Origin of the sequence: Pseudomonas sp. Irchel s3h17 (assembly GCF_900187505.1) — a bacterium.
GTDB lineage: Bacteria > Pseudomonadota > Gammaproteobacteria > Pseudomonadales > Pseudomonadaceae > Aquipseudomonas.
Genome location: NZ_FYDL01000017.1, coordinates 65086 through 89921, shown reverse-complemented (window position 1 = coordinate 89921; position 24836 = coordinate 65086). Strand labels below are relative to the sequence as shown.

Genomic DNA, 24836 nt, shown 5'->3' with positions numbered 1-24836 from the left:
CTGTCCAGTCAGGGATAGGGTTGCCAAATACACACTCCGTGGCGAGAGAGCTTGCTCGCGCTGGGTTGCGCAGCAGTCCCAAAAGCGGTCGCCGAGTGGTTATGAAAGACCGCAGTAACTGTTTTGGGGGGCGTATCGCCCCCCAGCGCGAGCACGCTCCCTCGCCACGGGACTCACACTCGCCTCAAGCTTTTCTTGAATGAACAGCATTGCGGCTAATGCACGGAGTTTCCATGAATCAATCAATGTTCATCGTCTGGCGCGAAAGCGTCGAGGCGCTGCTGGTGATCGGCATTCTCCAGGCCTGGGCCAGCCAGCAAAGCCAGGCGGCTCGGCTGGTCAATTACCTATGGGCGGGCGTGGTCCTGGGGTTGATGCTCTCGGGCCTGCTGGCGCTGCTGATTCTGTTCGCCGGTGACGCCATGAGCGGTTCCGCCAACGAATGGTTCCAGGCTTCCCTGGCGCTGGTGGCCAGCTTGCTGATGGTGCAGATGGTCGGCTGGATGCACCGCAACGCACGCAGCCTCAAGACTGATTTGCAACGCCAGGCCGACAGCCAGCTGGCTCGCCAGGGCGGCGTTGGCCTGATGCTCCTGGCCATGCTCGCGGTCAGCCGCGAAGGCAGCGAAACCGTAGTCTTTCTGTATGGCGCCGGGGCCCGCCTGCAAGGTCCGGCACTGGGCCTGTTTGCCGTCGGCGCAGGTGCGGGGCTGGTACTGTCGGGGTTGACCATCGGCTTGCTGCACAGCACCCGTCGACTCATTTCATGGCAGCGCTTCTTTGCCGCCAGCGAAGTCATTCTGCTGCTGCTCGGCGCGGCGCTACTGGTCAGTGGCACCGAACGAATCAGCGGCCAACTGCTTGCCCTGGACTTGCCGGACTGGGCCTATGGCCTGATCGGCGAAGCGCTGTGGGACAGCCGTGCCGTACTCAATGACAGCCATGGCCCGGGCGGTTTCCTGGCGAGTATGACCGGTTACCGGGCGGCGCCCAGCGGCTTGACCCTGCTGGTGCTGAGCGGTTACTGGCTGACGGTCGGCGGCTGGTTGCGCCAGCGCACCCCGAGGGCTGTCCCATGCCCGGGCTGAGTCGGCACAACCGCTGGTTGCAGCGCCTGGGCGACGGCATGCGCCGCCACGCGACGGCGATTCGCGTGGTGCAGTGGCTGGTCGTACTGTTCTATGGCGGGCTGCTGGTGCTGCCGGCCCTGTTGCCGCTGCCGGACAGCCAGGCCCGGATACTCGATAACCTGACCCTGCTCGCGCAGTTTCTGTTCTGGGGTATCTGGTGGCCGTTCGTGCTGCTGTCGATGCTGCTGTTCGGCCGACTCTGGTGCGGTGTGCTGTGCCCGGAAGGCTCACTCAGCGAGTGGGCCAGCCAGTACGGCAAAGGCCTCGGCGTGCCACGCTGGGTGCGCTGGGGCGGCTGGCCGACCCTGGCGTTCTGCCTGACCACCCTCTACGGGCAGTTGATCAGCGTGTATGACTACGCCCAGGCCGCCCTGCTGATTCTGGGCGGTTCCACGGTCGTGGCGGTCGGCGTCGGCCTGCTGTTCGCCAGGGGCAAGCGCGTCTGGTGTCGTTACCTGTGCCCGGTCAGCGGGGTCTTTTCCCTGCTCGCGCGCCTGGCCCCGGTGCACTTCCAGGTCGACGAACAGCGCTGGAAAGACAATGCTGGCCCCCGCTTGCCCCCGCCCAATTGCGCGCCCTTGCTGGACATTCGTCGCCTGCGGGGCGCCAGCGACTGCCATGCCTGCGGGCGTTGCAGCGGGCAACGTGGCGCAGTGCAACTGATCGCCCGTTCCAGCAACCAGGAGATCCTCCACGCGACAGAAGATAACCTGTCGCCGTGGGACGCCCGCTTGTTGCTGTTTGGCGTGATTGGCCTGGCCATGGGCGCGTTTCAATGGACGGTCAGCCCCTGGTTCATTGCCCTCAAGCAGTCCCTCGCGCAATGGCTGGTCGGGCACGAGGTGTTCTGGCCCTTGCAGGACAACGCGCCCTGGTGGCTGCTGACTCACTACCCCGCACTCAACGACAGTTTCAGCTGGCTCGACGGTTTGAGCATCGTCCTGTACCTGACGGCCAGCGCCCTGCTGCTGGGTGGCGGCTTGCTGATCCTGCTGCGCGCGGCGGCGCGACTGGCCGGTGACCCTGCGCTGTACGTGCCCCTGAGCCTGACACTCACCCCCCTGGGCGCCGCCGGACTGTTTCTCGGGCTGTCGGCGACCACCGTGAAGTTGCTGCGCTATGAAGGGCTGTTGCTGGAATGGGTACAACCGGCCCGGGCCTGGCTGTTGCTGGGCGCCATCGTCTGGAGCCTGTTGCTGGGCTGGAAACGGATGGCCTTCCAGGGCATTCCCCTGCCCCGGCGCAGCGCCGCGGGTGTTTGCCTGTTACTGGCCAACGCACTGGTGGGGTATGGCTGGTGGTTGCAATTCTGGGGGTGGAACTGAGGCGCAAGGCAGCGCCATTCACCTCACCCTATCTGTTGTCAGGCGCGAGGATGCACATACCTCGTGGCGAGCGAGCTTGCTCGCGCTGGGGCGCGAAGCGGCCCCAACCAGTCGATTGCAGTCTTTCAGATAAAACCGGGCGACCCGTTTTGGGGCTGCTGCGCAACCCAGCGCGAGCAAGCTCGCTCGCCACGGAGGGGCAACCGTCGTCACCGGCCACTGGTCCGCGCAATCGCGAGCAAGTTCGCCCCTACATCTGGCCCTACCCACGCAACACGAACTCTGGAAACAGCTCACGCAGGGCCGCCCACAGTTCAACCTGGTCAAACTGCAATGAGACACTCGACAAGTGCGGATCGAGCATCCGTTCGGTCCTGACCAGTTGCACGGCAAAACGCTTGACCCCGCGCTCGCTCAAACGTCGGGCGAGGGTCAATAGCCGGGCAGGATCGAGCAGGTGCCAATGCACCGTGGTGCGACACTCATAGTCGACGCCGCTGGCCAGCAGATGCTCCAGACTCTGCCAGTTGGCCACGCCACTGCCCCGGACACCGGTGATCGCCTGGCAATCCTCGGCCAACGCCTTGACGTCGAAGCCGACCCAATCGGCACCGGCCACGGCCCTGGCAAAGGCGTCCGGTTTGATCCCGGCGCTGTGCAAGCCGATACGAAAACCCATCGCGCGCACTTCATCCATGGCCGCCAGCAAGCTGTCCTGCAAGGTCGGCTCACCGCCGCTGAACACCACGGCATCGAGCAAGTCCTCACGGCGTTGCAGGAACGCCAGCACCCGGCACCAGTCCACCTCTTCACTGCCGCGAGGCGGGATCAACTGCGGGTTATGGCAGTAACGACAACGCCAGGCACACCCCTGGCAGAACAGCACGCAGGCCAGCATGCCTGGATAGTCGAGTGTGGTCAGGGGCACCATGCCCCCGACCCTGAGCGTTCGACTCATTGGCGCCCGGCCGATGCCGCGCATTCAGTGAAATGGACCCGCTCGCGGTGCTCGGACTGTTTACCCGGGTTGAATGCCGAGACCGGGCGGTGATAGCCCATCACCCGGGTCCAGACTTCGCAACGTTGACGCTTGGCCTGGGGCAATGTGTGCAGTGCATTCATGGTGTAGCTCCTTGCGGTTGAGTAAAACGAAATCAATGGGCCGTGCCCGGGTGCTGCTCGCGCAACAAGGCCTCGTCGCATTTGGGGCAGAACTCGTGTTCGCCATCGAGGTAGCCGTGGACCGGGCAGATGGAAAAGGTCGGGGTCACGGTCAGGTACGGCAGACGGAAGCGCCCGAGCGCCTTGCGCACCAGTTGCTTGCAGGCCCGGGTCGAGGAAATCCGCTCGGCCATGTACAGGTGCAGCACCGTGCCGCCGGTGTATTTGCATTGCAGCTCGTCCTGCAACTCCAGGGCTTCGAAGGGGTCGTCGGTAAAGCCTGCCGGCAGTTGCGAGGAGTTGGTGTAGTACGGCGCCTCGCGGCTGCCGGCCTGGAGAATGTCGGGATAACGCTTGAGGTCTTCCTTGGCAAAGCGGTAAGTGGTGCCCTCGGCCGGGGTCGCTTCGAGGTTGTAGAGATGGCCGGTTTCTTCCTGGAACCGCACCAGGGTGGCGCGCACATGGTCCAGCAACTGCAGGGCAAACGTACGTCCCTGTTCAGTGTGCATGCCCTGCTCGTCACCACTGAAGTTACGCAGCATTTCGTGCAGGCCATTAAGGCCGATGGTTGAAAAATGATTGCGCAGGGTGCCCAGGTACCGTTTGGTGTAAGGGTACAAACCGGCGTCCATATGGTGCTGGATCACCTTGCGCTTGACCTCCAGGCTCTCCATCGCCAGCTCCATCAAGGCGTCCAGCCGCTGCAGCAGGCCGCTGGCGTTGCCTTTGAACAGGTAACCCAGGCGCGCGCAATTGAGGGTCACCACGCCCAGCGATCCGGTCTGCTCGGCCGAGCCGAACAGGCCGCCCCCGCGCTTGAGCAACTCGCGGACATCCAGTTGCAACCGACAACACATCGAACGCACCTGGTTGGGCTGCATGTCCGAATTGAGGAAGTTCTGGAAATACGGCAACCCGTAACGGGCGGTCATCTCGAACAATCGGTCAGCGTTCTCGCTGTCCCAGGGAAAATCGTGGGTGATGTTGTAGGTCGGGATCGGAAAGGTGAACACCCGCCCCTTGGCATCGCCGGCCTGCATCACCTCGATGTAGGCACGGTTGAGCAGGTCCATTTCCACCTGCAGATCACCGTAGGCAAAGGGCATTTCCTCGCCGCCGATCACCGGGATCTGCTCGCGCAGATCCTCCGGGCACACCCAGTCGAAGGTCAGGTTGGTAAAGGGCGTCTGGGTGCCCCAGCGCGATGGCACGTTGAGGTTGTAGATGAACTCCTGGATCGCCTGGCGCACCTGCTGAAAACTCAACTGGTCCTGGCGCACGTAGGGCGCCAGGTAGGTGTCGAACGAACTGAATGCCTGGGCCCCGGCCCATTCGTTCTGCAGGGTGCCGAGAAAGTTCACCATCTGCCCCAGGGCACTGCTCAGGTGTTTCGGCGGGCCGGCCTCGACCCGGCCGGGCACGCCATTGAGCCCTTCGTGCAACAGCGTACGCAACGACCAGCCCGCACAGTAGCCGGCCAGCATGTCGAGGTCGTGCACGTGCAGATCCGCCTCGCGATGGGCCCGGCCGATAGCCTCGCTGTACACCTCGTCCAGCCAATAGTTGGCGGTGACCTTGCCCGATACGTTGAGCACCAGCCCGCCCAGGGAATAGCCCTGGTTGGCATTGGCCTGCACCCGCCAGTCTTCTCGGTCCAGGTACTCGTTCATCGACGCCGCCACCTCGACCATGGTCTTGCGGTCGCGGCGCAAGCGTCCGTGCTGCTCGCGATAGACGATGTAGGCGCGCATGGCGAAGAAAAACCCGGCGTCCATCAATACCCGTTCGACCCGGTCCTGGATCTGCTCGACATGCAGTCGCGCGTGTCCTTCGAGCTGGGCCAGAACCGCCTCGAGCAACCCTTCGACCTCGACCTCGGTGTACTCGCCGGTGGCCTTGCCCGCAGCGATCAACGCTTGGCGAATCTTGTCCGCATCGAAGGCAACCAGACTGCCATCGCGTTTGTGCAGCCGGTTGCGTCCTACACTGATCAGCGTGCTATGCATTTGAGCTCCAGACACTACATATAGGTTTTATTTAACTTGAAACCACAATATGCAGTGCAGGCTACGGACAAAGGACGCGCCTGCAATTGACCAACATCAAGATTTACCAGCAAAAAAATCGCCCGGAGGCGATCGAAAAAGACCATTGGATCGCCGATGACAACCCTGTGACGAGGCCTCCGTACGCCCCCCACTCCTTGACTGCATACCCTCTCCGTGGCGAGGGAGCTTGCTCCCGCTGGGTTGCGCAGCGACCCTGACCGAACCATTGCGGTCTTTCAGGTACAACCCGGTGACTGGTTTTGGGGCTGCGGTGCAGCCCAGCGCGAGCAAGCTCGCTCGCCACGAGGCCTGCGTACGACAACCCACTCCTTGACTGCATACCCTCTCCGTGGCGAGGGAGCTTGCTCCCGCTGGGTTGCGTAGCGACCCTGAGCAGACCATCGCAGTCTTTCAGGTACAACCCGGTGACTGGCCTTGGGGCTGCGGTGCAGCCCAGCGCGAGCAAGCTCGCTCGCCACGAGGCCTGCGCACGACACCCCACTCCTTGACTGCACACCCTCTCCGTGGCGAGGGAGCTTGCTCCCGCTGGGTTGCGCAGCGACCCTGACCGAACCATTGCGGTCTTTCAGGTACAACCCGGTGACTGGTTTTGGGGCTGCGGTGCAGCCCAGCGCGAGCAAGCTCGCTCGCCACTAGGCCTGCGTACGACACCCCACTCCTTGACTGCATACCCTCTCCGTGGCGAGGGAGCTTGCTCCCGCTGGGTTGCGCAGCGACCCTGACCAGACCATTCGTTTCTTGACGGTTCGGTTCACCCCCCACTCATGTTCATGAATCGCACCAACTGCACGGTCCCTTCGGGATTGAAGTCGTGGCGCAACGGCTTGTGGCGCAATGCCTGTTGCACGGCGTTGATCAGCGGCTGGTCGTCCAGCGGGTAACGCCGCAGCAAGCCACGCAGGTCCAGGGCATCCTCCTGTCCCAGGCAGAGCAGCAGCCGCCCTTCAACGGTCATTCGCACCCGGTTGCAGCTGCCACAGAAGTTATGGCTATTGGGCGAAATGAAACCGATCCGGGTCTCGGGATGCTGCGCCAGGCGCACATAGCGTGCGGGGCCACCGCTGTTTTCGGTGCTGTCGAGCAACGGATGGCGACTGGCGATCAGCGCCCGGACCTCGTCGCTGGAACAGAACGACTCGCCCCGGGCACGGCCGACATCGCCCAAGGGCATTTCCTCGATGAAACTGATATCGATGCGCTGGTCGATGGCGTATTGCACCAGCGCCAGCACTTCATCGAAGTTGCGCCCTTTCATCACCACGCAGTTGAGCTTGATCCGCTCGAACCCCGCCCCCCGCGCCGCTTCGATGCCGCCCAGGACCTGATCGAGATTACCGTTGCGGGTGATCGCGAGAAACTTCTCTGGGTCCAGGCTATCGAGGCTGATGTTCATCCGCTTGACCCCGGCCTCTACCAGCGGCCGGGCCAGGCGTTGCAGTTGTGAGCCATTGCTGGTCATCACCAGCTCGCGCAAGCCCGGCAAGGCAGCGATGTGACGACAGAGGTCGACAATGCCGGGGCGAATCAATGGCTCGCCCCCCGTCAGGCGGATCTTGCGCACACCCAGGCCGACGAACAGCGTCGCCAGGCGCTGCAACTCCTCCAGGGTGAGCACCTGCTGGCGCGGCAGAAACGTCATGTTCTTGGCCATGCAGTACACACAGCGAAAATCACAACGGTCCGTCACCGACATCCGCAGGTAGTCGATCTGCCGTCCATATCCATCCTGCATCAGCGTGCTCATCACATTCCCCTTGGCCTCGTGGTTACTGCACCAGCGGTGAGTCGGCGCCCTGTAGATGGATGCCGCGAACATCCGCGGCGCCAATCAGGGTTTGCAGGTACTGCACCAGCGCCTTTTGCCAGACACCCTGTTGCAACTGGGTGCGGATCGCCGTCGAGACCACCTCATAGGGCAACGCCTTGCCTTCGATCCGCTGGTCGACACTGACCACATGCCAGCCAAACCGGCTTTCCAGTGGCTTGCTCGCCAACCCCGGCGCCAGGGTGAACAACTGCCGCTCCAGCTCCGGCACGGTCTGGCCTTTGCTGATCTGCCCCAGCGATCCGCCCTGGGCCTTCGACGGGCAGGCCGAGTACTTTTGCGCGAGCTCGGCGAAGCTGCCGGGGAATTCCTCCAGGCGCTGCACCAGGATCTCGGCCTGAATGTGCGCCAGGCTGCGCGCCTCGGCATCGTCCGGGGCACATTCGAGCAGAATGTGTCGCACCGCCAGCAACGGCGCACTGTGGAAGCGCGCGCGGTTGCTGTCGTAGTAACGCTCACAGGTGGCCTCGTCACACTCGGGCACCTGCACCTCGCGTTCGAGCAGCAAACGCGTGGCGGCCTCCTCTTCGTTTTCGCCGGCGCCCAGTTGCAGCGACAGGCCAAGCTCGGCGATGCGCTGCTGCAACAGTTCGCGGATCACCAGCGCCCTGGCTGCCTGGTACACCGCCTCCTCACGGCTGGGCGCCGGGTGATATTGCAGCTCCCGGGCCATCGCTTCCGGGGTGATCGGCACCTGATTGACGCTGATGATCGGCCACTCCTGCTCACTGCTGGCGATCAGTTGTGCGGGGGCTTGCTCAGCCGCCGCCGGTTCAGGGTGCGGCGGTTCAAATGCCACCGCCCCGCCCGCTACGCTTTCGGTCGCCAGTGGCTGCGGGGCACTGGAAGCCCCACAACCACCGCTGCCGCCTTTACCGCCGCCACATCCACATCCACCTGACATGATTGCCTCCTCAGATTTTCTGCCGAACGATTTGATAGCGCCGTCCCAGATACCAGACCGGTGCGCTGACGATGTGCACCAGACGGGTGAACGGGAACAGCACGAACAGGGTCAAGCCGAGCAACACGTGCAACTTGTAGATCAGGCCGACCGGCGCCATCGCCGCCGCTGCCTCCACCGGCCGCAGGAGCACGGTGTTCTGCGCCCAGTCGGCGAGCAGCACCATCACCGAGCCGTCCATGTGTTCGGTGGACGCCACAATCGTCAGCAGACCGAGCACCAACTGCGCCAGCAGCACCAGCAGCACCAGGATGTCCGATGTGCTGGAAGTGGCGCGCACACGCGGGTCGCTCAGGCGCCGGTTCACCAGCATCAGCAGGCCGATCAGGCACAACAGGCCGAAAAAGCCCCCCGAGACCATCGCCAGCAATTGCTTGTGCTCGGTGCTGATCACATGGTGATAGACCGACGCCGGGGTCAGCAGGCCGACGAAGTGGCCGGCCAGCACGAACAGCACGCCGACATGGAACAGATTGCTCGCCACGCGCATCCCGCGATTGTTGAGCATCTGGCTGGAGCCAGCCTTCCAGGTGTACTGCGAGAGATCGAAGCGGGCCCAACTGCCCAGCAGACAGATCGCCAGCGCGATATAGGGATACACCCCGAACAACAACAGGTTCCACTTAGACATTGCCCACCTCCCCGGCGGGCACGCTGGCCACGCCTTCATGCTGAAAATCGACCCAGTGCAGCGGTACCGCGCTTTCTTCCCGGGCCTTGCCCGGCGCACTCGGCTGCGCGCCACAACGGTCCTGCTGCTCGGCCTGGAGGAAGTCCACCGCCTCTTCTTCCCAGACCTTGTCCAGGGCCTCCAGCGAGTCGTCCCTGGATTCGGCGGCGACCTGCGCGCGCAATTGCGCCACCGCCTCCTGCGGCTCGGCACCGGCAATCTGCAACAGCGCCCGGAAGCAGCTGGCGTAGGCGCTCTCGCGCTCCTCCAGACGTGCCGCCAACAAGGCCAGCAAGTGCGAAACATCGGCCAGCCCTTCGCGGGCCTCGAGGTCTTCGCGGGTGGACAGGAACTCCAGGTACAGCGGGATATAGTCCGGCAGCTCCTTGACGCCGATGGCGAAACCGGCGGCCTCGTACTGCGCCATCATGTCGACCATCGCCTGGCCACGGTCACGGGACTCACCGTGTACATGCTCGAACAACAGCAGCGACAGCGAGCGACCGCGACCGAACAAGGCACCGTAGTGCTCCTGCCCATCCATCAGGTCGTTACCGCAGATCAGTTCCAGCAACTCGAACAGCGCCCCCCGTTGCCGGGGGCTGATTTCCCGGGAGTGGATGATTGCCTGCTCCAGTTCGTCTCGAGCCGCTATCAGGGTGTCGGTCGGGTAATCGAGCAACAGTGAAATCACTTTGAGAATGCGCATGCTCAGTCCTCCCACAACTGCACGGTTTTCAGGATGTCGCGGCGGTTGGCCTTCTTCGCCCCGAACATATTGGTGTCGGAGCTGCCGCTGCAGCCGCTGCCAAAACTGAAACCGCAGCCGGAACGCTCGGCGAACGCGTCGCTCATGGCCTCCTCACGGTGTGCGCTGGGCACCACGAAACGGTCTTCATAGTTGGCGATCGCCAGGTAGCGGTACATCTCCTCGACCTGGCTCACGCTCAGTCCGACATCCTTGAGCACTTGCAGGTCCTGGACTCCGTCCACCTGTTCGGAACGCTTGTAGGCGCGCATCGCCAGCAGGCGCTTGAGGGCACGCTTGACCGGTTTCTCGTCGCCGGCGGTCAGCAGGTTGGCCAGGTAACGCAGGGGAATGCGCAGGCTGTCGACATCCGGGATGACCCCGTTCATGCCCACGGTGCCGGCGGCGGCCGCGTTCTGGATCGGCGACAGCGGCGGTACGTACCAGACCATCGGCAGGGTGCGGTATTCCGGGTGCAGCGGCAGCGCGAGCTTCCAGTCCACGGCCATCTTGTAGACCGGCGAGCGTTGTGCCGAGTCGATCACCGACTGCGGTACACCGTCTTCCAGCGCCTGGCGAATCACCGCCGGATCGTTGGGATCGAGGAAGATCTCAAGCTGCTTCTCGTACAGGTCCTGCTCATTGGCGGTGCTCGCCACTTCGCTGATCCGGTCGGCGTCATACAGCAGCACACCGAGGTAGCGAATGCGCCCGACGCAGGTTTCGGCACACACCGTCGGCATCCCGGCTTCGATACGCGGGTAGCAGAAAATGCACTTCTCGGACTTGCCGCTCTTCCAGTTGAAATAGATTTTCTTGTACGGGCAGCCACTGATGCACATCCGCCAGCCGCGGCACTTCTCCTGGTCGATCAGGACAATCCCGTCTTCCTCACGCTTGTAGATCGCCCCGCTCGGGCAGGACGCCGCGCACGCCGGGTTCAGGCAGTGCTCGCACAGGCGCGGCAAATACATCATGAAGGTGTTTTCGTACTCGCCGTAAATGTCCGCCTGGATCTTGTCGAAGTTCTTGTCCTTGCGCCGCTTGGCAAACTCGGTACCGAGGATTTCCTCCCAGTTCGGGCCCCATTCGATTTTCTCCATGCGCTTGCCGGAGACCAGCGAACGCGGGCGCGCAGTGGGCTGGTGCTCGCCCAGCGGCGCGGTGTGCAGGTGCTGATAATCGAAGTCAAAGGGTTCGTAGTAGTCGTCGAGGCTCGGCAGGTCCGGGTTGGCGAAAATGTTCGCCAACACCCGGAACTTGCCGCCGATGCGCGGGTTGATCGAACCGTTGGCGTGGCGAACCCAGCCGCCCTTCCACTTGTCCTGGTTTTCCCACTCTTTCGGGTAACCGATCCCGGGTTTGCTTTCGACGTTGTTGAACCAGGCGTATTCCATGCCTTCGCGGCTGGTCCAGACGTTTTTGCAGGTGATCGAACAGGTGTGGCACCCGATGCACTTGTCCAGGTTCAGCACCATGCCGATTTGTGAACGAATCTTCATGACAACTCCTCAATCCATCTCGGTCGGCAGGGGGCGCGGCAGGTCATCGCCCGTCGAACCATCGAGCCAATCGACCTTGGCCATCTTGCGCACCACGACGAACTCGTCGCGGTTGCAACCGACCGTGCCGTAATAGTTGAAACCGTAGGCTTGCTGGGCATAGCCACCGATCATGTGGGTCGGCTTGAGCACCACCCGGGTGACCGAGTTGTGATGGCCGCCACGGGTCTTGGTGGTTTCGGCGCCTGGCACGTTCACGATCCGTTCCTGGGCGTGGTACATCATCACCATGCCTTCCTTGACCCGCTGGCTGACCACCGCCCGCGCCGTCAGGGCACCGTTGACGTTGAAGCATTCGATCCAGTCGTTGTCCTCGATACCGGCACGCTTGGCGTCGATTTCCGAGAGCCAGACAATCGGTCCGCCACGGCTCAGCGTGAGCATCAGCAGGTTGTCGCTGTAGGTACTGTGGATGCCCCATTTCTGGTGCGGAGTGATCCAGTTCAGGACGATTTCGGTTTCGCCGTTGCTGCGCTTGCCCTTCACCCCTTCGATGGTCCGGGTGTTGACTGGCGGCCGGTAACTCATCAGCTGCTCGCCAAAGGCCTGCATCCACGGGTGATCCTGGTAGAACTGCTGGCGACCGGTGATGGTGCGCCATGGAATCGCTTCATGAACGTTGGTGTAGCCGGCGTTATAGCTGACGTGATCGTCTTCCAGGCCTGACCAGGTCGGGCTGGAAATGATCTTGCGCGGCTGCGCCTGGATATCGCGGAAACGAATCGCCTCGTGAGCCTTGGACAGGGCCAGGTGGCTGTGGTCGATACCGGTGAACTCCGACAACGCGGCCCAGGCCTTGACGGCAACATGGCCGTTGGTTTCCGGGGCCAAGGACAGAATCACCTCGGCGGCATCGATGGCCGTGTCGATCTTCGGCCGCCCCTGGCTGATCCCCGCCTCGCTTTCGCGGTAATTGAGCTCGCCAAGGAATTTCACTTCCTCCTCGGTGTTCCAGTTGATGCCCTTGCCGCCGTTGCCATGCTTCTCCAGCAACGGCCCCAGGGAGGTGAACTGCTTGTAGATGTTCGGGTAGTCGCGCTCCACCACCTGCAGGTTCGGTGCGTTCTTGCCCGGTTGCGGCGCCACGCCGGCGCTTTTCCAGTCGGTGCCGCCAAAGGGCTGGGCCAGTTCGCCGACGCTGTCATGCATCAACGGCACGGTGACCAGGTCCTGCTCAACGCCCAGGTGACCGACCGCCATGCTGGAAAACGCCTTGGCGATGCCCTTGTAGATTTCCCAGTCGGAACGCGATTCCCAGGCCGGGTCGATGGCCGCCGATAACGGGTGAATGAAGGGGTGCATGTCCGAGGTGTTCATGTCGTCTTTTTCGTACCAGGTGGCCGTCGGCAACACGATGTCGGAATAGACGCAGGTCGAGGACATGCGGAAGTCCAGGGTGGTGACCAGGTCGAGCTTGCCGATGGCGCCCTCGTCCACCCACTCGGCTTCGGTAGGCTTGCAGTCGCCGACCTGGCCGATGTCCTCGTTCATCACCCCGTTCTTGGTGCCCAGCAGGTACTTGAGCATGTACTCGTGGCCCTTGCCGGAAGAGCCCAGCAGGTTGGAGCGCCAGATGAACATGTTGCGCGGGAAGTTGACCGGGCTGTCCGGCTGTTCGCAGGCAAAGCGCAGCGAGCCTTCATGCAGCGACTTGACCACATAGTCCTTGGGCGCCATGCCGGCTGCGGCGGCGTCACGGCAGATGTGCAGCGGGTTGGTGTTCAGTTGTGGCGCGCTGGGCAGCCAGCCGGCGCGTTCGGCGCGGATGTTGTAGTCCAGTGCGTGTTCGGGAAACTGGCTCTTGTCCGCCAGCGGCGAGAGCACGTCGTGCATGCTCATCTTCTCGTGGCGCCACTGGGAACTGTGGGCATAGAAGAAGCTGGTGCCGTTCATCTGCCGTGGCGGACGGCTCCAGTCCAGGCCGAATGCCAGGGGCAGCCAGCCGCATTGCGGACGGAGTTTTTCCTGGCCCACGTAGTGCGCCCAGCCACCACCGGTCTGGCCGACGCAACCGCAGAGCATGAGCATGTTGATCAGCCCGCGGTAGTTCATGTCCATGTGGTACCAGTGGTTCATCGCCGCGCCGACGATGATCATCGAGCGCCCACGGGTCTTGTCGGCGTTGTCGGCAAACTCACGGGCGATCTGGATCGCCTTCTCGCGGCTGACGCCGGTGATCTGCTCCTGCCAGGCCGGGGTGCCGGGCACAGTGGCGTCGTTGTAGTCCTTGGCCACGTTGGCACCGCCCAGGCCACGATCGATGGCCAGGTTGGCCGCCGACAGGTCGAACACGGTGGCGACCTTGGCCTGGCTGCCATCGGCCAGGGTCAGGCTGCGCACCGGCACACGGCGATACTGCACGGCATCGCCGGCGACGTGCTGGAAGTACTCCTGGGATTCACCGGCGAAATACGGGAATGCCACTTCCGTGACCTCGCCGCCGATCAGGCTCAGGGTCAGGTCGATCTCGCGGCCCTCGCCGCCTTCGCGAGCCTGGATGTTCCACTTGCCCTGCTCACCCCAGCGATAACCGATCGAGCCTAGCGGCGAGACCAGTTCGCCGCTCGCGTCGAGGGCGATGGTTTTCCATTCCGGGTTATTTTCCTGGCCGAGGTTGTCGGTCAGGTCCGAGGCCCGCAGGAAGCGATCCGGCTGATAACCGGCGCCCGGCGCCACGCCGAGCATCGGCTTGAGCAGCACCAGCACCGGCAGGTCGGTGAAGCGTTTGGCGTAGTCGGTGAAATAGGCGCTCGGCTTGTCCAGGTGGAACTCTTTGAAGATCACATGGTTGAACGCCTGGGCCAGCGCCGCGTCGGTGCCCTGCTTGGGGTTGAGCCACAGGTCGGTGAGCTTGGCCACTTCCGAGTAGTCGGGGGTGATGGCCACGGTCTTGGTGCCCTTGTAGCGGACTTCGGTGAAGAAGTGCGCGTCGGGGGTACGGGTCTGCGGAACGTTGGAGCCCCAGGCAATGATGTAGTTGGAGTTGTACCAGTCGGCCGATTCCGGCACGTCGGTCTGCTCGCCCCAGACCATCGGCGAGGCCGGCGGCAAGTCGCAGTACCAGTCGTAGAAGCTCAGGCAGGCGCCGCCGATCAGCGACAGGTAACGGGCCCCCGCGGCATAGCTGACCATCGACATGGCCGGAATCGGCGAGAAGCCCACCACCCGGTCAGGCCCGTATTGCTTGACGGTGTAGACGTTGGCCGCGGCAATGATCTCGTTGACTTCCTCCCAGTTGGAACGGATGAAGCCGCCCATGCCGCGCTTGCTCTTGTAGGAGTCGGCCTTGGCCTTGTTCTCGACAATGCTGGCCCAGGCTTCGACTGGCGCCAGGGTCTGGCGCGCCTCGCGCCACAACTTGAGCAATGGCTTGCGGATTTTCGGGTACTTGAGCCGGTTGGCGCTGTAGATGTACCAGCTGTAACTGGCTCCCCGTGGACAGCCGCGCGGCTCATGGTTGGGCAGGTCGTTGCGGGTGCGCGGGTAATCGGTCTGCTGGGTTTCCCAGGTGATCAGGCCGTTCTTCACGTAGATCTTCCACGAGCAGGAACCGGTGCAGTTCACCCCGTGGGTGGAGCGCACGATCTTGTCGTACTGCCAGCGCGAGCGGTAGACATTCTCCCAGTCGCGGGACTCCTTGCGGGTCTCCCCGTGGCCATCGGAGAACTCGCCTTGCTTGCGATTGAAATACCGCAGTTGATCCAGCAAATGACTCATGGTGCTTTCCTCTCAGGCTTGCTGCGGGGTTCTATGCCCCGCCCATGCAAGGTTTGGATTCGGTTCATGTCAGCAGGGCGTCGCGGCACCTTTACGGGCGTACCACCACCAGGTCACCACAATGCAACTCAGGTAGAAGCCGACGAACATGTAGAAGGCCATCTCCGGGCCACCGGTCTGGGCCATCGACGTGCCAAAGGATTTGGGAATGAAGAACGCGCCGAAGGCGCCCATGGCCGAGCTGAACCCCAGGACGGCGGCCGACTCCTTGCCGGCATTTTTCAAGGCTTGTTCGCGGACCGCCGGCGCCTTGCCGGCCGCGGCTTTCTCATGCAGGGTGCGGAAGATCACCGGGATCATGCGGAACGTGGAGCCGTTGCCCACGCCCGTGGTGATGAACAGCAGCATGAACATGCCGAGGAACCCGTAGAAGTTGCCGCCCGTGCCGTTCTGCGGCAGGAAATGAAGGACCCCGAACACCATCACGATCATCAGCACGAAGTTCCACAACGTGACCCTGGCACCGCCGAGCCGGTCCGCCAGCCAGCCGCCCAATGGCCGCACCAGGGCACCCACCAGCGGGCCGAGGAAGGCAAATTTCAGGGCGACGACCTCGGGAAAGGCGGTCTTGATCAGCAGCGGAAAGGCCGCGGAAAAACCGATGAACGAACCGAAGGTGGCCAGGTACAACCAGCACATCAGCCAGTTGTGCTTGCGCTTGAAGATCACCGCCTGCTCGCTGAACGAGGCCCTGGCGCTGGACAGGTCATTCATGCAGAACCAGGCCAGCACGGTCACGACAACGATGAAGGGCACCCAGATGAACCCGGCGTTCTGCAACCACAGTTGGCTGCCGTCTTCGAGTGTCTGCGGTTGGCCGCCGAGGAAGCCGAACACGCCGAAGGTGATCACCAGCGGCACACAGAACTGCATGACCGAGACCCCCAGGTTACCCAGGCCGGCGTTCAGGCCCAGGGCCGTGCCTTGCTGGGACTTGGGGTAGAAAAAGCTGATGTTGGACATGCTCGAGGCGAAGTTGCCGCCGCCGAAACCACACAGCAGGGCAATCCACACAAACACGCTGTAGGACGTGCTCGGGTCCTGCACGGCGAAGCCCATCCACAACGCCGGCAACAGCAGCGAAGCGGTGCTCAGGGCGGTCCAGCGGCGGCCGCCGAAGATCGGCACCATGAACGAATAGAAGACCCGCAAGGTCGCACCGGACAGCCCCGGCAACGCCGCCAGCCAGAACAGTTGGTCGGTGGTGAAACTGAAGCCGATGGCGTTCAGGCGCACGATCACCGTGCTCCAGACCATCCACACGGCAAACGCCAGCAGCAGCGCCGGGATGGAAATCCACAGGTTGCGCGTCGCCGTCTGTTTACCGCTACGCCCCCAGAACTCGGGGTCTTCCGGGCGCCAGTCATGAATGACCGGCCCCTTGTCAGGCTTTTGCAGAACGGACATGGTTGTCTCCTTGGGCAATGCTGGAAATCCGGGGCGCGGCCGCCAGTGCTGGCTTGCCGAGCAGTGGGCGTTGGCGTATTTCGCTGAGGTACATCCAGGCCAGGGACACCCAGACCACGCCGTACAACAACATGAAGCAGGAGGAGCGCACGCCGGTCAGGTCCACCAGCGCACCGAACAGAATCGGCAGGACGAAGCCGCCCAGGCCACCGGCCAGGCCGACAATGCCGGACACCGCGCCCATGTTTTTCGGGTAGTCGTTGGCGATGTATTTGAAAACCGAGGCCTTGCCGAACGCGAAGGCGATGCCCATGACGAACAGCAGCACGGTGAACAGCGCGGGGTTGAGGCCGATATGGAAATCCAGCGGGCCGTTGAGGGTTTGCACTTGCAACTGGGTCTGCGGATAGGACAGCAGGAACAGGCAGATCCAGCTCACCCACAGCACCCACCAGGTCACGCTCTGTGCGCCCCAGCGATCCGACATCCAGCCACCGACCGCACGCAGTACCCCGCCCGGCAAGGAAAAGCAGGCGGCCAGCAGCGCGGCGCTTTGCAGGCTGAAACCGTATTCCTTCACGTAGTACTGGGTCATCCACAACGCCAGGGCCACGTAGCCACCGAAGACGATCGAGTAGTACTGGCAATAGCGCCACACCGCCGGGTCTTTCAGCGCGCTCAGTTGCTCACGCAAACTGGCGCCCGAGGCACTGCGATGCTGCTTGTTTTCGGCACTGAGAAACCAGAACAGCAGCGCGGTGATGAACAGAATTGCGCTGAAGACCTTTGGCACCAACTGCCAGCTGCCGGCGGCAATCAGCGCCGGGGCGAGAAATTTGGTCACCGCGGCCCCGGCGTTACCCGCACCGAAGATGCCCATGGCAAAGCCCTGGTTGTCCTGGTCGAACCACTTGGCAACGTAGGCGATGCCGACCGAAAACGACCCCCCGGCCAGGCCGACGAACAGGCCCAGGACCAAAAACTGCCAGTAGGCCGTGGCATGGCTGATCAGGTACAACGGCAACACGCAGGACAGCATCAGCAGGAAAAACACGCTGCGCCCGCCAAAGCGGTCGGTCAAAAGCCCAAGCGGCAAGCGTGCCAGCGAACCGGTCAGGACCGGGGTGGCGGCCAGCAGGCCGAACTGGGTTTCGTTGAGCTGGAGCAACTCCTTGATGGGCACACCGAGCACGGCAAACATCATCCACACCATGAAGCACACGGTGAAGGCCAGCGTACTCATGCCCAGCACCAGGCCCTGTCGTACACGCGGTTGGGTCATCTCGCTCTCCAGTCAATTAGCCATGGCGGCAGACTAGAGAGACCAACCCCGCAAAAACTTGATCAGGATCAACGAAGCCCCGGGGCCCTCAGGCCTATGCTTGTGCTGCCTACCTCCAAGGAGGTAGTCCGTAGAAGCCTGTAAACCCTTTGTTTATCAGCATCTTGCCGCTTCGCCTCAAGGCCATTGCTGACATCGAGCGGTCGACAACTCTTTAGAGGTAGTGCGCCAAGGATCGGCGGCAACACCATCGCCCGTCCCCCCCTGGAGCTCTGCATGGCCGGTTTTCCTGTGTTTGCCCAAGGCCCGCGCCCATGATCCGCTGGTTGCGCAGCTCCCTGCCCGCGCGCGCCGGGCTGGCGGTGATCCTGATTGCCGTGCTCGCCCTCGCCAGTTCCCTGAGCGCCGGCCTGATCGCCTGGTTCAGCCAGGGCGACGCGGCGGCCATCAACACCGCAGGCTCGGTGCGCATGGAGACCTATCACCTGAGCTGGAAACTGGCCTCGGGGGCCAATGCCGAAGAACTCACCCGGATTGCCCAGAGCCTGCAACAGCGTCTCAACAGCCAGTCACTCAAGGCGGTGCTGGAAGACGGTGCCAATCCCGACCTGCAACGCAGCTACCAACAGATCCAGCAAGACTGGAACGAGGCACTGCATCCGGCCCTGGTCCGTGGCGACGGGGCGACGTTCCAGGCCGGCGCCCTGCCCTTCGTCGAACAGCTGAACCGGTTCGTCAGCCTGTTGCAGCGCCAGAGCGAGCACAAGCAAACCTGGCAGCAGGTGATCCAGGGCGTCGCCCTGTTCACCACCATGATCATCCTGCTGATTGGCCTGTACGAACTGCAGTACAGCGTGGTCACTCCGCTGGAGGAGTTGGTGGAGGCAACCCAGCGCTTTCGCCGGGGCGACTTCAAGGCCCGGGTCAACTATCGCTCCCCCGATGAGCTGGGACAGTTGGCCATGAGCTTCAACGCCATGGCCGAAACCATCGAAGAGTCGCACCGCACCCTGGAGACCCAGGTCCTGCAAAAGACCCTGAACCTGCAACAGGCCAATGCCGCCCTGGAGCTGCTGTATCAAAGCAGCCGCAGCCTGGCGACACGCCTGGCCAATGCCGAGGGCCTGGATGAGCTGATCCGGCGCTTCCAGAAGCGCCTGCCCGGGTTGCGCCTGTCGCTGTGCCTGCAAGGCCAGTTGCAGGCCCCTGCCCAGCAACTGCTCGCCCTGCATGGCGCGCGCAACCGCGAGGTCTGCGCCAGCAGTAATTGCGCCTCCTGCCAGAAACACCAGCAGCCCCATCCGATCACCCTCAGCATCAGCAACCAGGGCAGCGAACTGGGCGAGCTCAAGGCCCACTTCATCGATGGACACGCACCACAAGCCTGGGAAACCCAGCTGATCCAGGCCCTGGCCAACCTGATCGGCACTTCGCTCTCGCTCAAGCGGCAACGGGAACAGGATCATCGCCTGTTGTTGCTCGAAGAGCGCACCATCATCGCCCGCGAGCTGCACGACTCGCTGGCCCAGGCGCTGTCGTACATGAAGCTGCAAGTCAGCCGCATGCAAACCCTGATGCGCCGGGGCGAACCGGTCGAGACCCTGGAAACCGTCACCGCCGAACTGCGCGAAGGGCTGAACAATGCCTACCGCCAGTTACGCGAACTGCTGACCACCTTTCGCCTGCAGATTCACGACGCCGGCCTGGTCCAGGAACTCAAGGACACGGCCCAGGAGTTTTCCCGCCGGGGAGAGTTCCAGGTGCACCTGCATGTCGACAGCCTGGCCTTCGAGCTGTCGGCCAGCGAACAGATTCACATCCTGCAGATCACCCGCGAGGCGCTCTCCAATTGCCTGCGCCATGCCCACGCGCACAATGCCTGGCTGCAACTGCGCCAGGACGGCGAGCACGTGCGGCTGTCGATCGAGGACGATGGCCGGGGCTTCAGCGGCAGCTGCGACCAGCGCGAGCACCACGGCCTGAACATCATGAACGAACGTGCCCGCAGCTTGCGTGGCCAGTTGCAGATAGTGTCCCGGGAGCCCCAGGGCACCCTCGTCCAGATGGAATTCCGACCGGAATTTCTCGGACAACCCACAGAAGGTAGCGTCACATGAACCCGTCCCCGCAATACCGAATCCTGCTGGTAGACGACCATCCGATGATGCGTCGCGGCATCCGCCAGATGCTCGAACTTGAAGATGATTTCCAGATCGTCGGCGAAGCCGGCCACGGCGAGGAAGCCCTGGCCATGATCGAGCCCCTGCAACCTGACCTGGTGCTGCTCGACAACAACATGCCGCAAATGAATGGCATCGAAACCCTGCGGCGCTTGCGGGCCATGAACTGCAACGCCAAGGTGCTGCTGTTCACGGTGTCCGATGCGGAGGACGACATTCGCGACGCGTTGCGCCTGGATGCCGATGGCTATCTGCTCAAGGACATGGAACCCGAGCTGCTGATTCAGTACATCCGCGATGCCTTGAACGGTGCCCTGGTGATCAGCCCGGGCCTGACCCGGGTCATGGCCCAGGCGCTGCGCTCGCCTCCGCGCCAGGCCGAGGTCGAACTGACGGAGCGCGAGCGCCAGGTACTCAAGACCATTGCCAGCGGCTTCAGCAACAAGGTGATCGGCCACAAGCTGGGCATCACCGAAGGCACGGTCAAGGTCCATGTGAAGAACCTGCTGCACAAACTGGGGCTGCGCTCGCGCGTCGAGGCGGCCGTGTGGGCCATGGAGCATCTGCGCAACGCCGGCTGAGGGCCATGCCCCTTTGGAGGTAGGCCGGCAGAGGCATAGGCCATGACGGCCGCGCGTTCTACCATGGCCGGCAGCGGAGGTACGCCATGCTGACCCACCCATCCACCGTTTCAGTCTTGCGTCGTCATCACCTGTTCAAGCAACTCCCGGACAAGGTCTTCGAGGAGGTCTGTGGCCTGGCCACGCTCAAGCGCCTGAGTTGTCACAGCACGCTCATGCACCAGGGGGACCCGGCCAAGCGTTTTTTCCTGCTGGTCAGCGGTCAGGTCAAGCTGTACCGGATCACCGGCGACGGCCAGGAGAACCTGGTGGAAATCGTCCAGCCCGGGCAGACCTTTGCCGAGGCCCTGCTGTTCAGCCAGACCCGCTATTACCCGGTGAGCGCCACGGCGCTGAAGGACAGCGTGCTGGTGAGCATCGAGGGCAACCATTACCGCAATGCCCTGGAAGACCAGCCGAAAGTCTGCCTGGCGATCCTGGCGAGCATGAGCATTCACCTGCATCAGCGCCTCAAGGACATCGACACCCTGACCCTGAGTAACGCCAGCCGGCGCGTGATCAATTTTCTGTTGCAGGAGCACGACCCGGACAACGGCCAGGTCGTATTGCAGGTGTCCAAACGCCTGGTGGCCTCGAAGCTGGGCATCCAGCCGGAGACCTTCTCGCGGATATTGCATCGTCTGGTGGAGAGCGGCCTGATCGCCATGGAGCGGCGCACCATCCATATCCTCGCGCAAGACCTGCTGGCCACCCACCACCTCTGATGCGCACGGGCGGACTTGACCATCATCAAGGCGCCCGGCGCACAGCCTTGCACACTGGCGGGGTCCATCAGCGGAGAGCCTTCATGCCCCCATCCACCCTGCCTCTGGTTTACGCCTGCTCAGGCTGTTCCAACGTCGCCCAACTGGCCAACACCCTCGCTGTACGCCTGGATCGCCAGGGGCTTGCCGAAATGTCCTGCATCGCCGGAGTCGGCGGGCATGTCAGCGCCCTGGTCAACAAGGCACGTTCCGCACACCGGATCCTGGCGCTGGACGGCTGCCCCCTGCAATGCGTCGAAAACTGCTTGAAACAACATGGCCTGCACGCCGATGTGCACCTGATTCTCAGCCATTACGGGCTGCGCAAGCGCTATGGCGAGGATTGCACGGGGCTGCAGTGTGATGAGTTGTTTGAAGAGATCAAGGGGTTGATTGCCAGTGATGCCCGGCAGTATTGAAACCCACGGATTGGAGCCTGCTGAAGCGGCCTGACGGGCAAAATAAATCCAATGGAGGCAACTGCCTTTATCACACAGCCCGCTCTCGCCAAGGAGCCGGGATGCCAAACACTGGCCCCCGTGGCGAGCGAGCTTGCTCGCGCTGGGGTGCGAAGCAGCCCAAAAACCGGTAACCGAGGTCTTTCTGACAGACTTCAGTCGCCTTTTTAGGGCCGCTGCGCACCCCAGCGGGAGCAAGCTCCCTCGCCACAAGGGCAGCGTTCACGCTGGCGTGGAAGGCGTACTTCGAAGCAGCGCCGTCGGCTGTCATCACAAAACCCGGGAGGCCAAACCCGTGGCGAGCGAGCTTGCTCGCGCTGGGGTGCATAGCAGCCCCAAAACCGGTAACCGAGGTCTTTCTGCCAAACCTCAATCGCCTTTCCGGGGCCGCTGCGCAGCCCAGCGGGAGCAAGCTCCCTCGCCACGAAGGCCGCGTTCACGCTGGAGCGGGTGGCAAGGGGGTGTACCGCGTTTTGTGGAAGTTGCTCAACCTGCCGCCAACCCCTTCCCCGCCCGTTCCAGGTTGCGCCACAACCAGCCTGGCAAGACCTCCGGATCAAGGCTGTCGATCAGGTTCTTCAGGGTCAGCCCCAATTCGGTATCCCCCTCGATGACCAGGCGCCTGCGAAAAAACAGAGTGTCCGGGTCTTCCTGCCGACTGGCCAGCAGCAGAAACTCGCGCCAGTTGCCGCTGATGGTCACATCGGCCTCGGCCCGCTCGGCGATCTGCAGTCCTGCTCGGGATCGGGTCAGGTACCACGCCAGGCCGAGGTCCGGAATCCGCAGGCACAGCCAGCGCCCGCGCAACAGATCGAACTCGCCCTCGCGCAACGGCTCGGCAAGGCAGCGATTGAGGGCCTGCTGCAACGCCAGGCGCTGCACCACGAAAGGCACCCGCCGGACCAGCGGGAGCACGCGATCGGCACCGTGCAACAGCCATTTCTTTCGATTCAACACAGGCCGGCCTCCTCGACGCGCAACATCCCGGCCTGGCCATGCCAATAGCCGTTGCAGCCTTCGACGAACAACGGTGGCGCCTCACCCAGGCGGACCCGCTGCCAGGCCGCAATCACCTCGGCCATGCCCTGGGCCCGTGGGCTCAAGCGCACGATATCGGCGCCGCTGGCCACCAGCCCCGGATAGTCGGCCAGCAGATTGGTCACCTCGGCGGACATCGTCTGAATACCGTTGAGGGTGAACAGAGCCTGCCCGTCCTGACTGCTGAGCGCCAACCCATCGGGGTAGTTGATGCAACAGAACTGGCAATCATCCTTGGGCCGGTTTTCCGCCCGGGCGGTAAAGCAGCGAGCGGAATAGGCCAGGGGCAAATGCCCATAGGCGAAGACTTCCACTTGCGGCACTTCACGACCCAGCTCACGCACCTGCTCAAGCACCGCGCGGATCAAGGCCGCCGAACACTCCACCGGCGGCACCCAGCGGATCATCCCGCTGTCTTGCAGTTGCGCCAGGGCCTGACCGTTGTACAGATTGAGCGCCGGGCCACCCACGAACGGCAACTTGCGTTCGGCCAGCAACTGCACCGCGCCCATGTCATTGGCCTCCACCAGCAACTCGCCGTTGTCGCACAGGCGGCGCAGGCTCGAGAGCTCCGACGCGGCTTCGATCAGGGTCAGGCTGGAGAGCACCAGTTGCGCCTGGCTGCACGCTTGCAATTCGCGCCCCAGGCCCAGCCATTGATCCAGGGACAATACCCGGCGTTTCGAGCACACGGTTTCCCCCAGGTAAATCACATCCAGGGGCAGGCTCGACATCTCGGCGTAAAAACGCCCCACTTGTTCTTTGTCCCAGTAATACAGGACCGGTCCCAGGCTAAGCTTCATGTTCTGCCCCTCATTGCCATGATCGATGGTAGGCGCCCAGCGTGGTCTGGCTGCCTTCGGACAAACCGGCCAGCACCTGACGCCACTGGTCCTTGACCGTGAAGCTTTTAGGCGCGGCGCGATGGGCATCGAGGGCCGCGCGCCAGACCCGGGTGACTTGCTCGACATACGCCGGGCTGCGCTGGCGGCCTTCGATCTTTACCGCCTCCACCCCGATGGCCGCGAGTTCCGGCAGCAGGTCCAGGGTGTCGAGGCTGGTGGGTTCCTCCAGGGCATGAAAGCGTTTGCCGTCGACCAGGAAGCGCCCCTTGCACAAGGTCGGATAGCCGGCGGCTTCGTCAGGGGTATAGCGGTCGATCAGTACGTCGTTGAGCCGTGCGCTCAAGCCTTCGGCATCTTCGCTCCAGCGCACCGCCTTGGCCGGCGAACAGACGCCGCACAGGTTCGGTGACTCGCCGGTAATGTAGGACGACAGGTGGCAACGCCCTTCGGCCATGATGCACAAACTGCCGAAGCCGAAGACTTCGATGGGCACCGGGCTGCTGGCCGCGACCTGGCGCACCTGGGCCAGCGACAACACCCGTGGCAGTACCGCGCGCCGAATGTCGTAGCGCTGCGCATAGAACGCCAGCGCGGCGGCATGGGTCGCGGAGCCCTGGACCGACAGGTGCAAGGTCAGTTGCGGGTGACGCTGGCTGGCATACGCCAGGACCCCGGGGTCGGCGGCGATCAGCGCGTCCACGCCATGATCGGCGGCACGGTCCACGGCGCGCTGCCAGCGCTCCCAGCCCTTGGGTTGCGGGTAGGTGTTGACCGCGACATAGAGTTTGCGTTGATGCTGGCGAATGTGGGCGACCGCTGCATCGAACTGCTTGTCGTCCATGTTCAATCCGGCGAAATGCCGGGCATTGGTGTCATCGCGAAAACCGACATAAACGGCGTCGGCGCCTTGGCGCACCGCCGCTTTGAGCGCAGGCAGGTTGCCTGCCGGGCAGACCAGTTGCATGGGGAATCCTCATCAAGGAGTGCGTGCGGACCTGCGCGTCGTGCCGG

Annotated in this window: 20 protein-coding genes; 6 read left to right on the top strand and 14 right to left on the bottom strand. The window is 63.3% G+C overall.

Features of this window, described 5'->3' with window-relative positions; genetic code table 11:
• Window positions 1–233: 233 nt before the first annotated feature.
• Together CKW25_RS22010 and CKW25_RS22005 are read left to right on the top strand one after the other, a co-directional pair.
• Window positions 234–1088, top strand: coding sequence for an FTR1 family protein (locus tag CKW25_RS22010; protein ID WP_095082513.1), 855 nt, complete (start codon window positions 234–236; stop codon window positions 1086–1088).
• Window positions 1076–2455: a 4Fe-4S binding protein gene (locus CKW25_RS22005; protein WP_095082511.1), complete on the top strand. Its 1380-nt coding sequence runs from the start codon at window positions 1076–1078 to the stop codon at window positions 2453–2455. Before CKW25_RS22010 ends, CKW25_RS22005 begins: the two co-directional genes overlap by 13 nt.
• 262 nt (window positions 2456–2717) lie before the next feature.
• Here the strand turns inward: CKW25_RS22005 and CKW25_RS22000 are convergent, their stop codons facing one another.
• The 11 genes from CKW25_RS22000 to CKW25_RS21950 form a co-directional block, all read right to left on the bottom strand.
• Window positions 2718–3413, bottom strand: coding sequence for an anaerobic ribonucleoside-triphosphate reductase activating protein (locus CKW25_RS22000; RefSeq protein ID WP_305883202.1), 696 nt, complete (start codon window positions 3411–3413; stop codon window positions 2718–2720).
• Window positions 3410–3577, bottom strand: a complete 168-nt coding sequence (nrdD, locus tag CKW25_RS21995) for an anaerobic ribonucleoside-triphosphate reductase (RefSeq protein WP_095082507.1) — start codon at window positions 3575–3577, stop codon at window positions 3410–3412. The genes CKW25_RS22000 and nrdD overlap by 4 nt, the downstream gene beginning before the upstream one ends.
• A gap of 32 nt (window positions 3578–3609) precedes the next feature.
• On the bottom strand, window positions 3610–5622 hold the full coding sequence (locus tag CKW25_RS21990; RefSeq protein ID WP_095082505.1) for a ribonucleoside triphosphate reductase: 2013 nt from the start codon (window positions 5620–5622) through the stop codon (window positions 3610–3612).
• Between the two features lie 814 nt (window positions 5623–6436).
• Complete coding sequence (moaA, locus tag CKW25_RS21985) at window positions 6437–7429, bottom strand: GTP 3',8-cyclase MoaA (protein ID WP_095082503.1); 993 nt, start codon at window positions 7427–7429, stop codon at window positions 6437–6439.
• A 22-nt stretch (window positions 7430–7451) separates the two neighbouring features.
• Window positions 7452–8414: a peptidylprolyl isomerase gene (locus CKW25_RS21980; RefSeq protein WP_095082501.1), complete on the bottom strand. Its 963-nt coding sequence runs from the start codon at window positions 8412–8414 to the stop codon at window positions 7452–7454.
• Window positions 8415–8424: 10 nt separating this feature from the next.
• Window positions 8425–9105 (bottom strand): respiratory nitrate reductase subunit gamma, encoded by a 681-nt coding sequence (gene narI, locus CKW25_RS21975; RefSeq protein ID WP_095082499.1) that lies wholly within the window; start codon window positions 9103–9105, stop codon window positions 8425–8427.
• The gene (narJ, locus tag CKW25_RS21970; RefSeq protein WP_095082497.1) at window positions 9098–9853 is read right to left on the bottom strand and encodes a nitrate reductase molybdenum cofactor assembly chaperone; all 756 of its coding nucleotides are present in this window, start codon (window positions 9851–9853) and stop codon (window positions 9098–9100) included. The genes narI and narJ overlap by 8 nt, the downstream gene beginning before the upstream one ends.
• A gap of 2 nt (window positions 9854–9855) precedes the next feature.
• Entirely contained in the window at window positions 9856–11394 is a 1539-nt protein-coding gene (gene narH / locus CKW25_RS21965; RefSeq protein ID WP_095082495.1) for a nitrate reductase subunit beta, read from the bottom strand.
• A gap of 9 nt (window positions 11395–11403) precedes the next feature.
• Complete coding sequence (locus CKW25_RS21960; protein ID WP_095082493.1) at window positions 11404–15171, bottom strand: nitrate reductase subunit alpha; 3768 nt, start codon at window positions 15169–15171, stop codon at window positions 11404–11406.
• Window positions 15172–15240: 69 nt separating this feature from the next.
• A complete protein-coding gene (locus tag CKW25_RS21955; RefSeq protein WP_095082491.1) occupies window positions 15241–16638 on the bottom strand; it encodes a NarK family nitrate/nitrite MFS transporter in 1398 nt (465 codons plus the stop codon).
• Window positions 16616–17920: a nitrate/nitrite transporter gene (locus CKW25_RS21950; RefSeq protein WP_095082489.1), complete on the bottom strand. Its 1305-nt coding sequence runs from the start codon at window positions 17918–17920 to the stop codon at window positions 16616–16618. The genes CKW25_RS21955 and CKW25_RS21950 overlap by 23 nt, the downstream gene beginning before the upstream one ends.
• Before the next feature lie 314 nt (window positions 17921–18234).
• On the opposite strand from CKW25_RS21950, the gene CKW25_RS21945 reads away from it, so the two are divergent.
• The 4 genes from CKW25_RS21945 (at window position 18235) to CKW25_RS21930 (ending at window position 21903) form a co-directional block, all read left to right on the top strand.
• A complete protein-coding gene (locus tag CKW25_RS21945; RefSeq protein WP_095082488.1) occupies window positions 18235–20037 on the top strand; it encodes a HAMP domain-containing protein in 1803 nt (600 codons plus the stop codon).
• Complete coding sequence (gene narL / locus CKW25_RS21940; protein ID WP_095082486.1) at window positions 20034–20681, top strand: two-component system response regulator NarL; 648 nt, start codon at window positions 20034–20036, stop codon at window positions 20679–20681. Before CKW25_RS21945 ends, narL begins: the two co-directional genes overlap by 4 nt.
• A gap of 86 nt (window positions 20682–20767) precedes the next feature.
• Window positions 20768–21445, top strand: a complete 678-nt coding sequence (locus CKW25_RS21935) for a Crp/Fnr family transcriptional regulator (protein WP_095082484.1) — start codon at window positions 20768–20770, stop codon at window positions 21443–21445.
• 83 nt (window positions 21446–21528) lie between these two features.
• A complete protein-coding gene (locus tag CKW25_RS21930; protein ID WP_095082482.1) occupies window positions 21529–21903 on the top strand; it encodes a putative zinc-binding protein in 375 nt (124 codons plus the stop codon).
• A 525-nt stretch (window positions 21904–22428) separates the two neighbouring features.
• Here the strand turns inward: CKW25_RS21930 and CKW25_RS21920 are convergent.
• Genes CKW25_RS21920 through CKW25_RS21910 form a run of 3 tightly spaced genes read right to left on the bottom strand, consistent with a single transcriptional unit; the run spans window position 22429 to window position 24789 of the window.
• Window positions 22429–22899: an SCP2 domain-containing protein gene (locus tag CKW25_RS21920; RefSeq protein ID WP_095082478.1), complete on the bottom strand. Its 471-nt coding sequence runs from the start codon at window positions 22897–22899 to the stop codon at window positions 22429–22431.
• On the bottom strand, window positions 22893–23783 hold the full coding sequence (locus tag CKW25_RS21915; RefSeq protein WP_095082477.1) for a U32 family peptidase: 891 nt from the start codon (window positions 23781–23783) through the stop codon (window positions 22893–22895). Before CKW25_RS21915 ends, CKW25_RS21920 begins: the two co-directional genes overlap by 7 nt.
• A 10-nt stretch (window positions 23784–23793) precedes the next feature.
• Window positions 23794–24789, bottom strand: a complete 996-nt coding sequence (locus tag CKW25_RS21910) for a peptidase U32 family protein (protein WP_095082476.1) — start codon at window positions 24787–24789, stop codon at window positions 23794–23796.
• Window positions 24790–24836: the final 47 nt, after the last annotated feature.

Coding starts and splice junctions, on each gene's coding strand:
- CKW25_RS22010 (WP_095082513.1), top strand. CDS start 234: ATGAATCAATCAATGTTCATCGTCTGGCGCGAAAGCGTCGAGGCGCTG.
- CKW25_RS22005 (WP_095082511.1), top strand. CDS start 1,076: ATGCCCGGGCTGAGTCGGCACAACCGCTGGTTGCAGCGCCTGGGCGAC.
- CKW25_RS22000 (WP_305883202.1), bottom strand. CDS start 3,413: ATGAGTCGAACGCTCAGGGTCGGGGGCATGGTGCCCCTGACCACACTC.
- nrdD (WP_095082507.1), bottom strand. CDS start 3,577: ATGAATGCACTGCACACATTGCCCCAGGCCAAGCGTCAACGTTGCGAA.
- CKW25_RS21990 (WP_095082505.1), bottom strand. CDS start 5,622: ATGCATAGCACGCTGATCAGTGTAGGACGCAACCGGCTGCACAAACGC.
- moaA (WP_095082503.1), bottom strand. CDS start 7,429: ATGAGCACGCTGATGCAGGATGGATATGGACGGCAGATCGACTACCTG.
- CKW25_RS21980 (WP_095082501.1), bottom strand. CDS start 8,414: ATGTCAGGTGGATGTGGATGTGGCGGCGGTAAAGGCGGCAGCGGTGGT.
- narI (WP_095082499.1), bottom strand. CDS start 9,105: ATGTCTAAGTGGAACCTGTTGTTGTTCGGGGTGTATCCCTATATCGCG.
- narJ (WP_095082497.1), bottom strand. CDS start 9,853: ATGCGCATTCTCAAAGTGATTTCACTGTTGCTCGATTACCCGACCGAC.
- narH (WP_095082495.1), bottom strand. CDS start 11,394: ATGAAGATTCGTTCACAAATCGGCATGGTGCTGAACCTGGACAAGTGC.
- CKW25_RS21960 (WP_095082493.1), bottom strand. CDS start 15,171: ATGAGTCATTTGCTGGATCAACTGCGGTATTTCAATCGCAAGCAAGGC.
- CKW25_RS21955 (WP_095082491.1), bottom strand. CDS start 16,638: ATGTCCGTTCTGCAAAAGCCTGACAAGGGGCCGGTCATTCATGACTGG.
- CKW25_RS21950 (WP_095082489.1), bottom strand. CDS start 17,920: ATGACCCAACCGCGTGTACGACAGGGCCTGGTGCTGGGCATGAGTACG.
- CKW25_RS21945 (WP_095082488.1), top strand. CDS start 18,235: ATGATCCGCTGGTTGCGCAGCTCCCTGCCCGCGCGCGCCGGGCTGGCG.
- narL (WP_095082486.1), top strand. CDS start 20,034: ATGAACCCGTCCCCGCAATACCGAATCCTGCTGGTAGACGACCATCCG.
- CKW25_RS21935 (WP_095082484.1), top strand. CDS start 20,768: ATGCTGACCCACCCATCCACCGTTTCAGTCTTGCGTCGTCATCACCTG.
- CKW25_RS21930 (WP_095082482.1), top strand. CDS start 21,529: ATGCCCCCATCCACCCTGCCTCTGGTTTACGCCTGCTCAGGCTGTTCC.
- CKW25_RS21915 (WP_095082477.1), bottom strand. CDS start 23,783: ATGAAGCTTAGCCTGGGACCGGTCCTGTATTACTGGGACAAAGAACAA.
- CKW25_RS21910 (WP_095082476.1), bottom strand. CDS start 24,789: ATGCAACTGGTCTGCCCGGCAGGCAACCTGCCTGCGCTCAAAGCGGCG.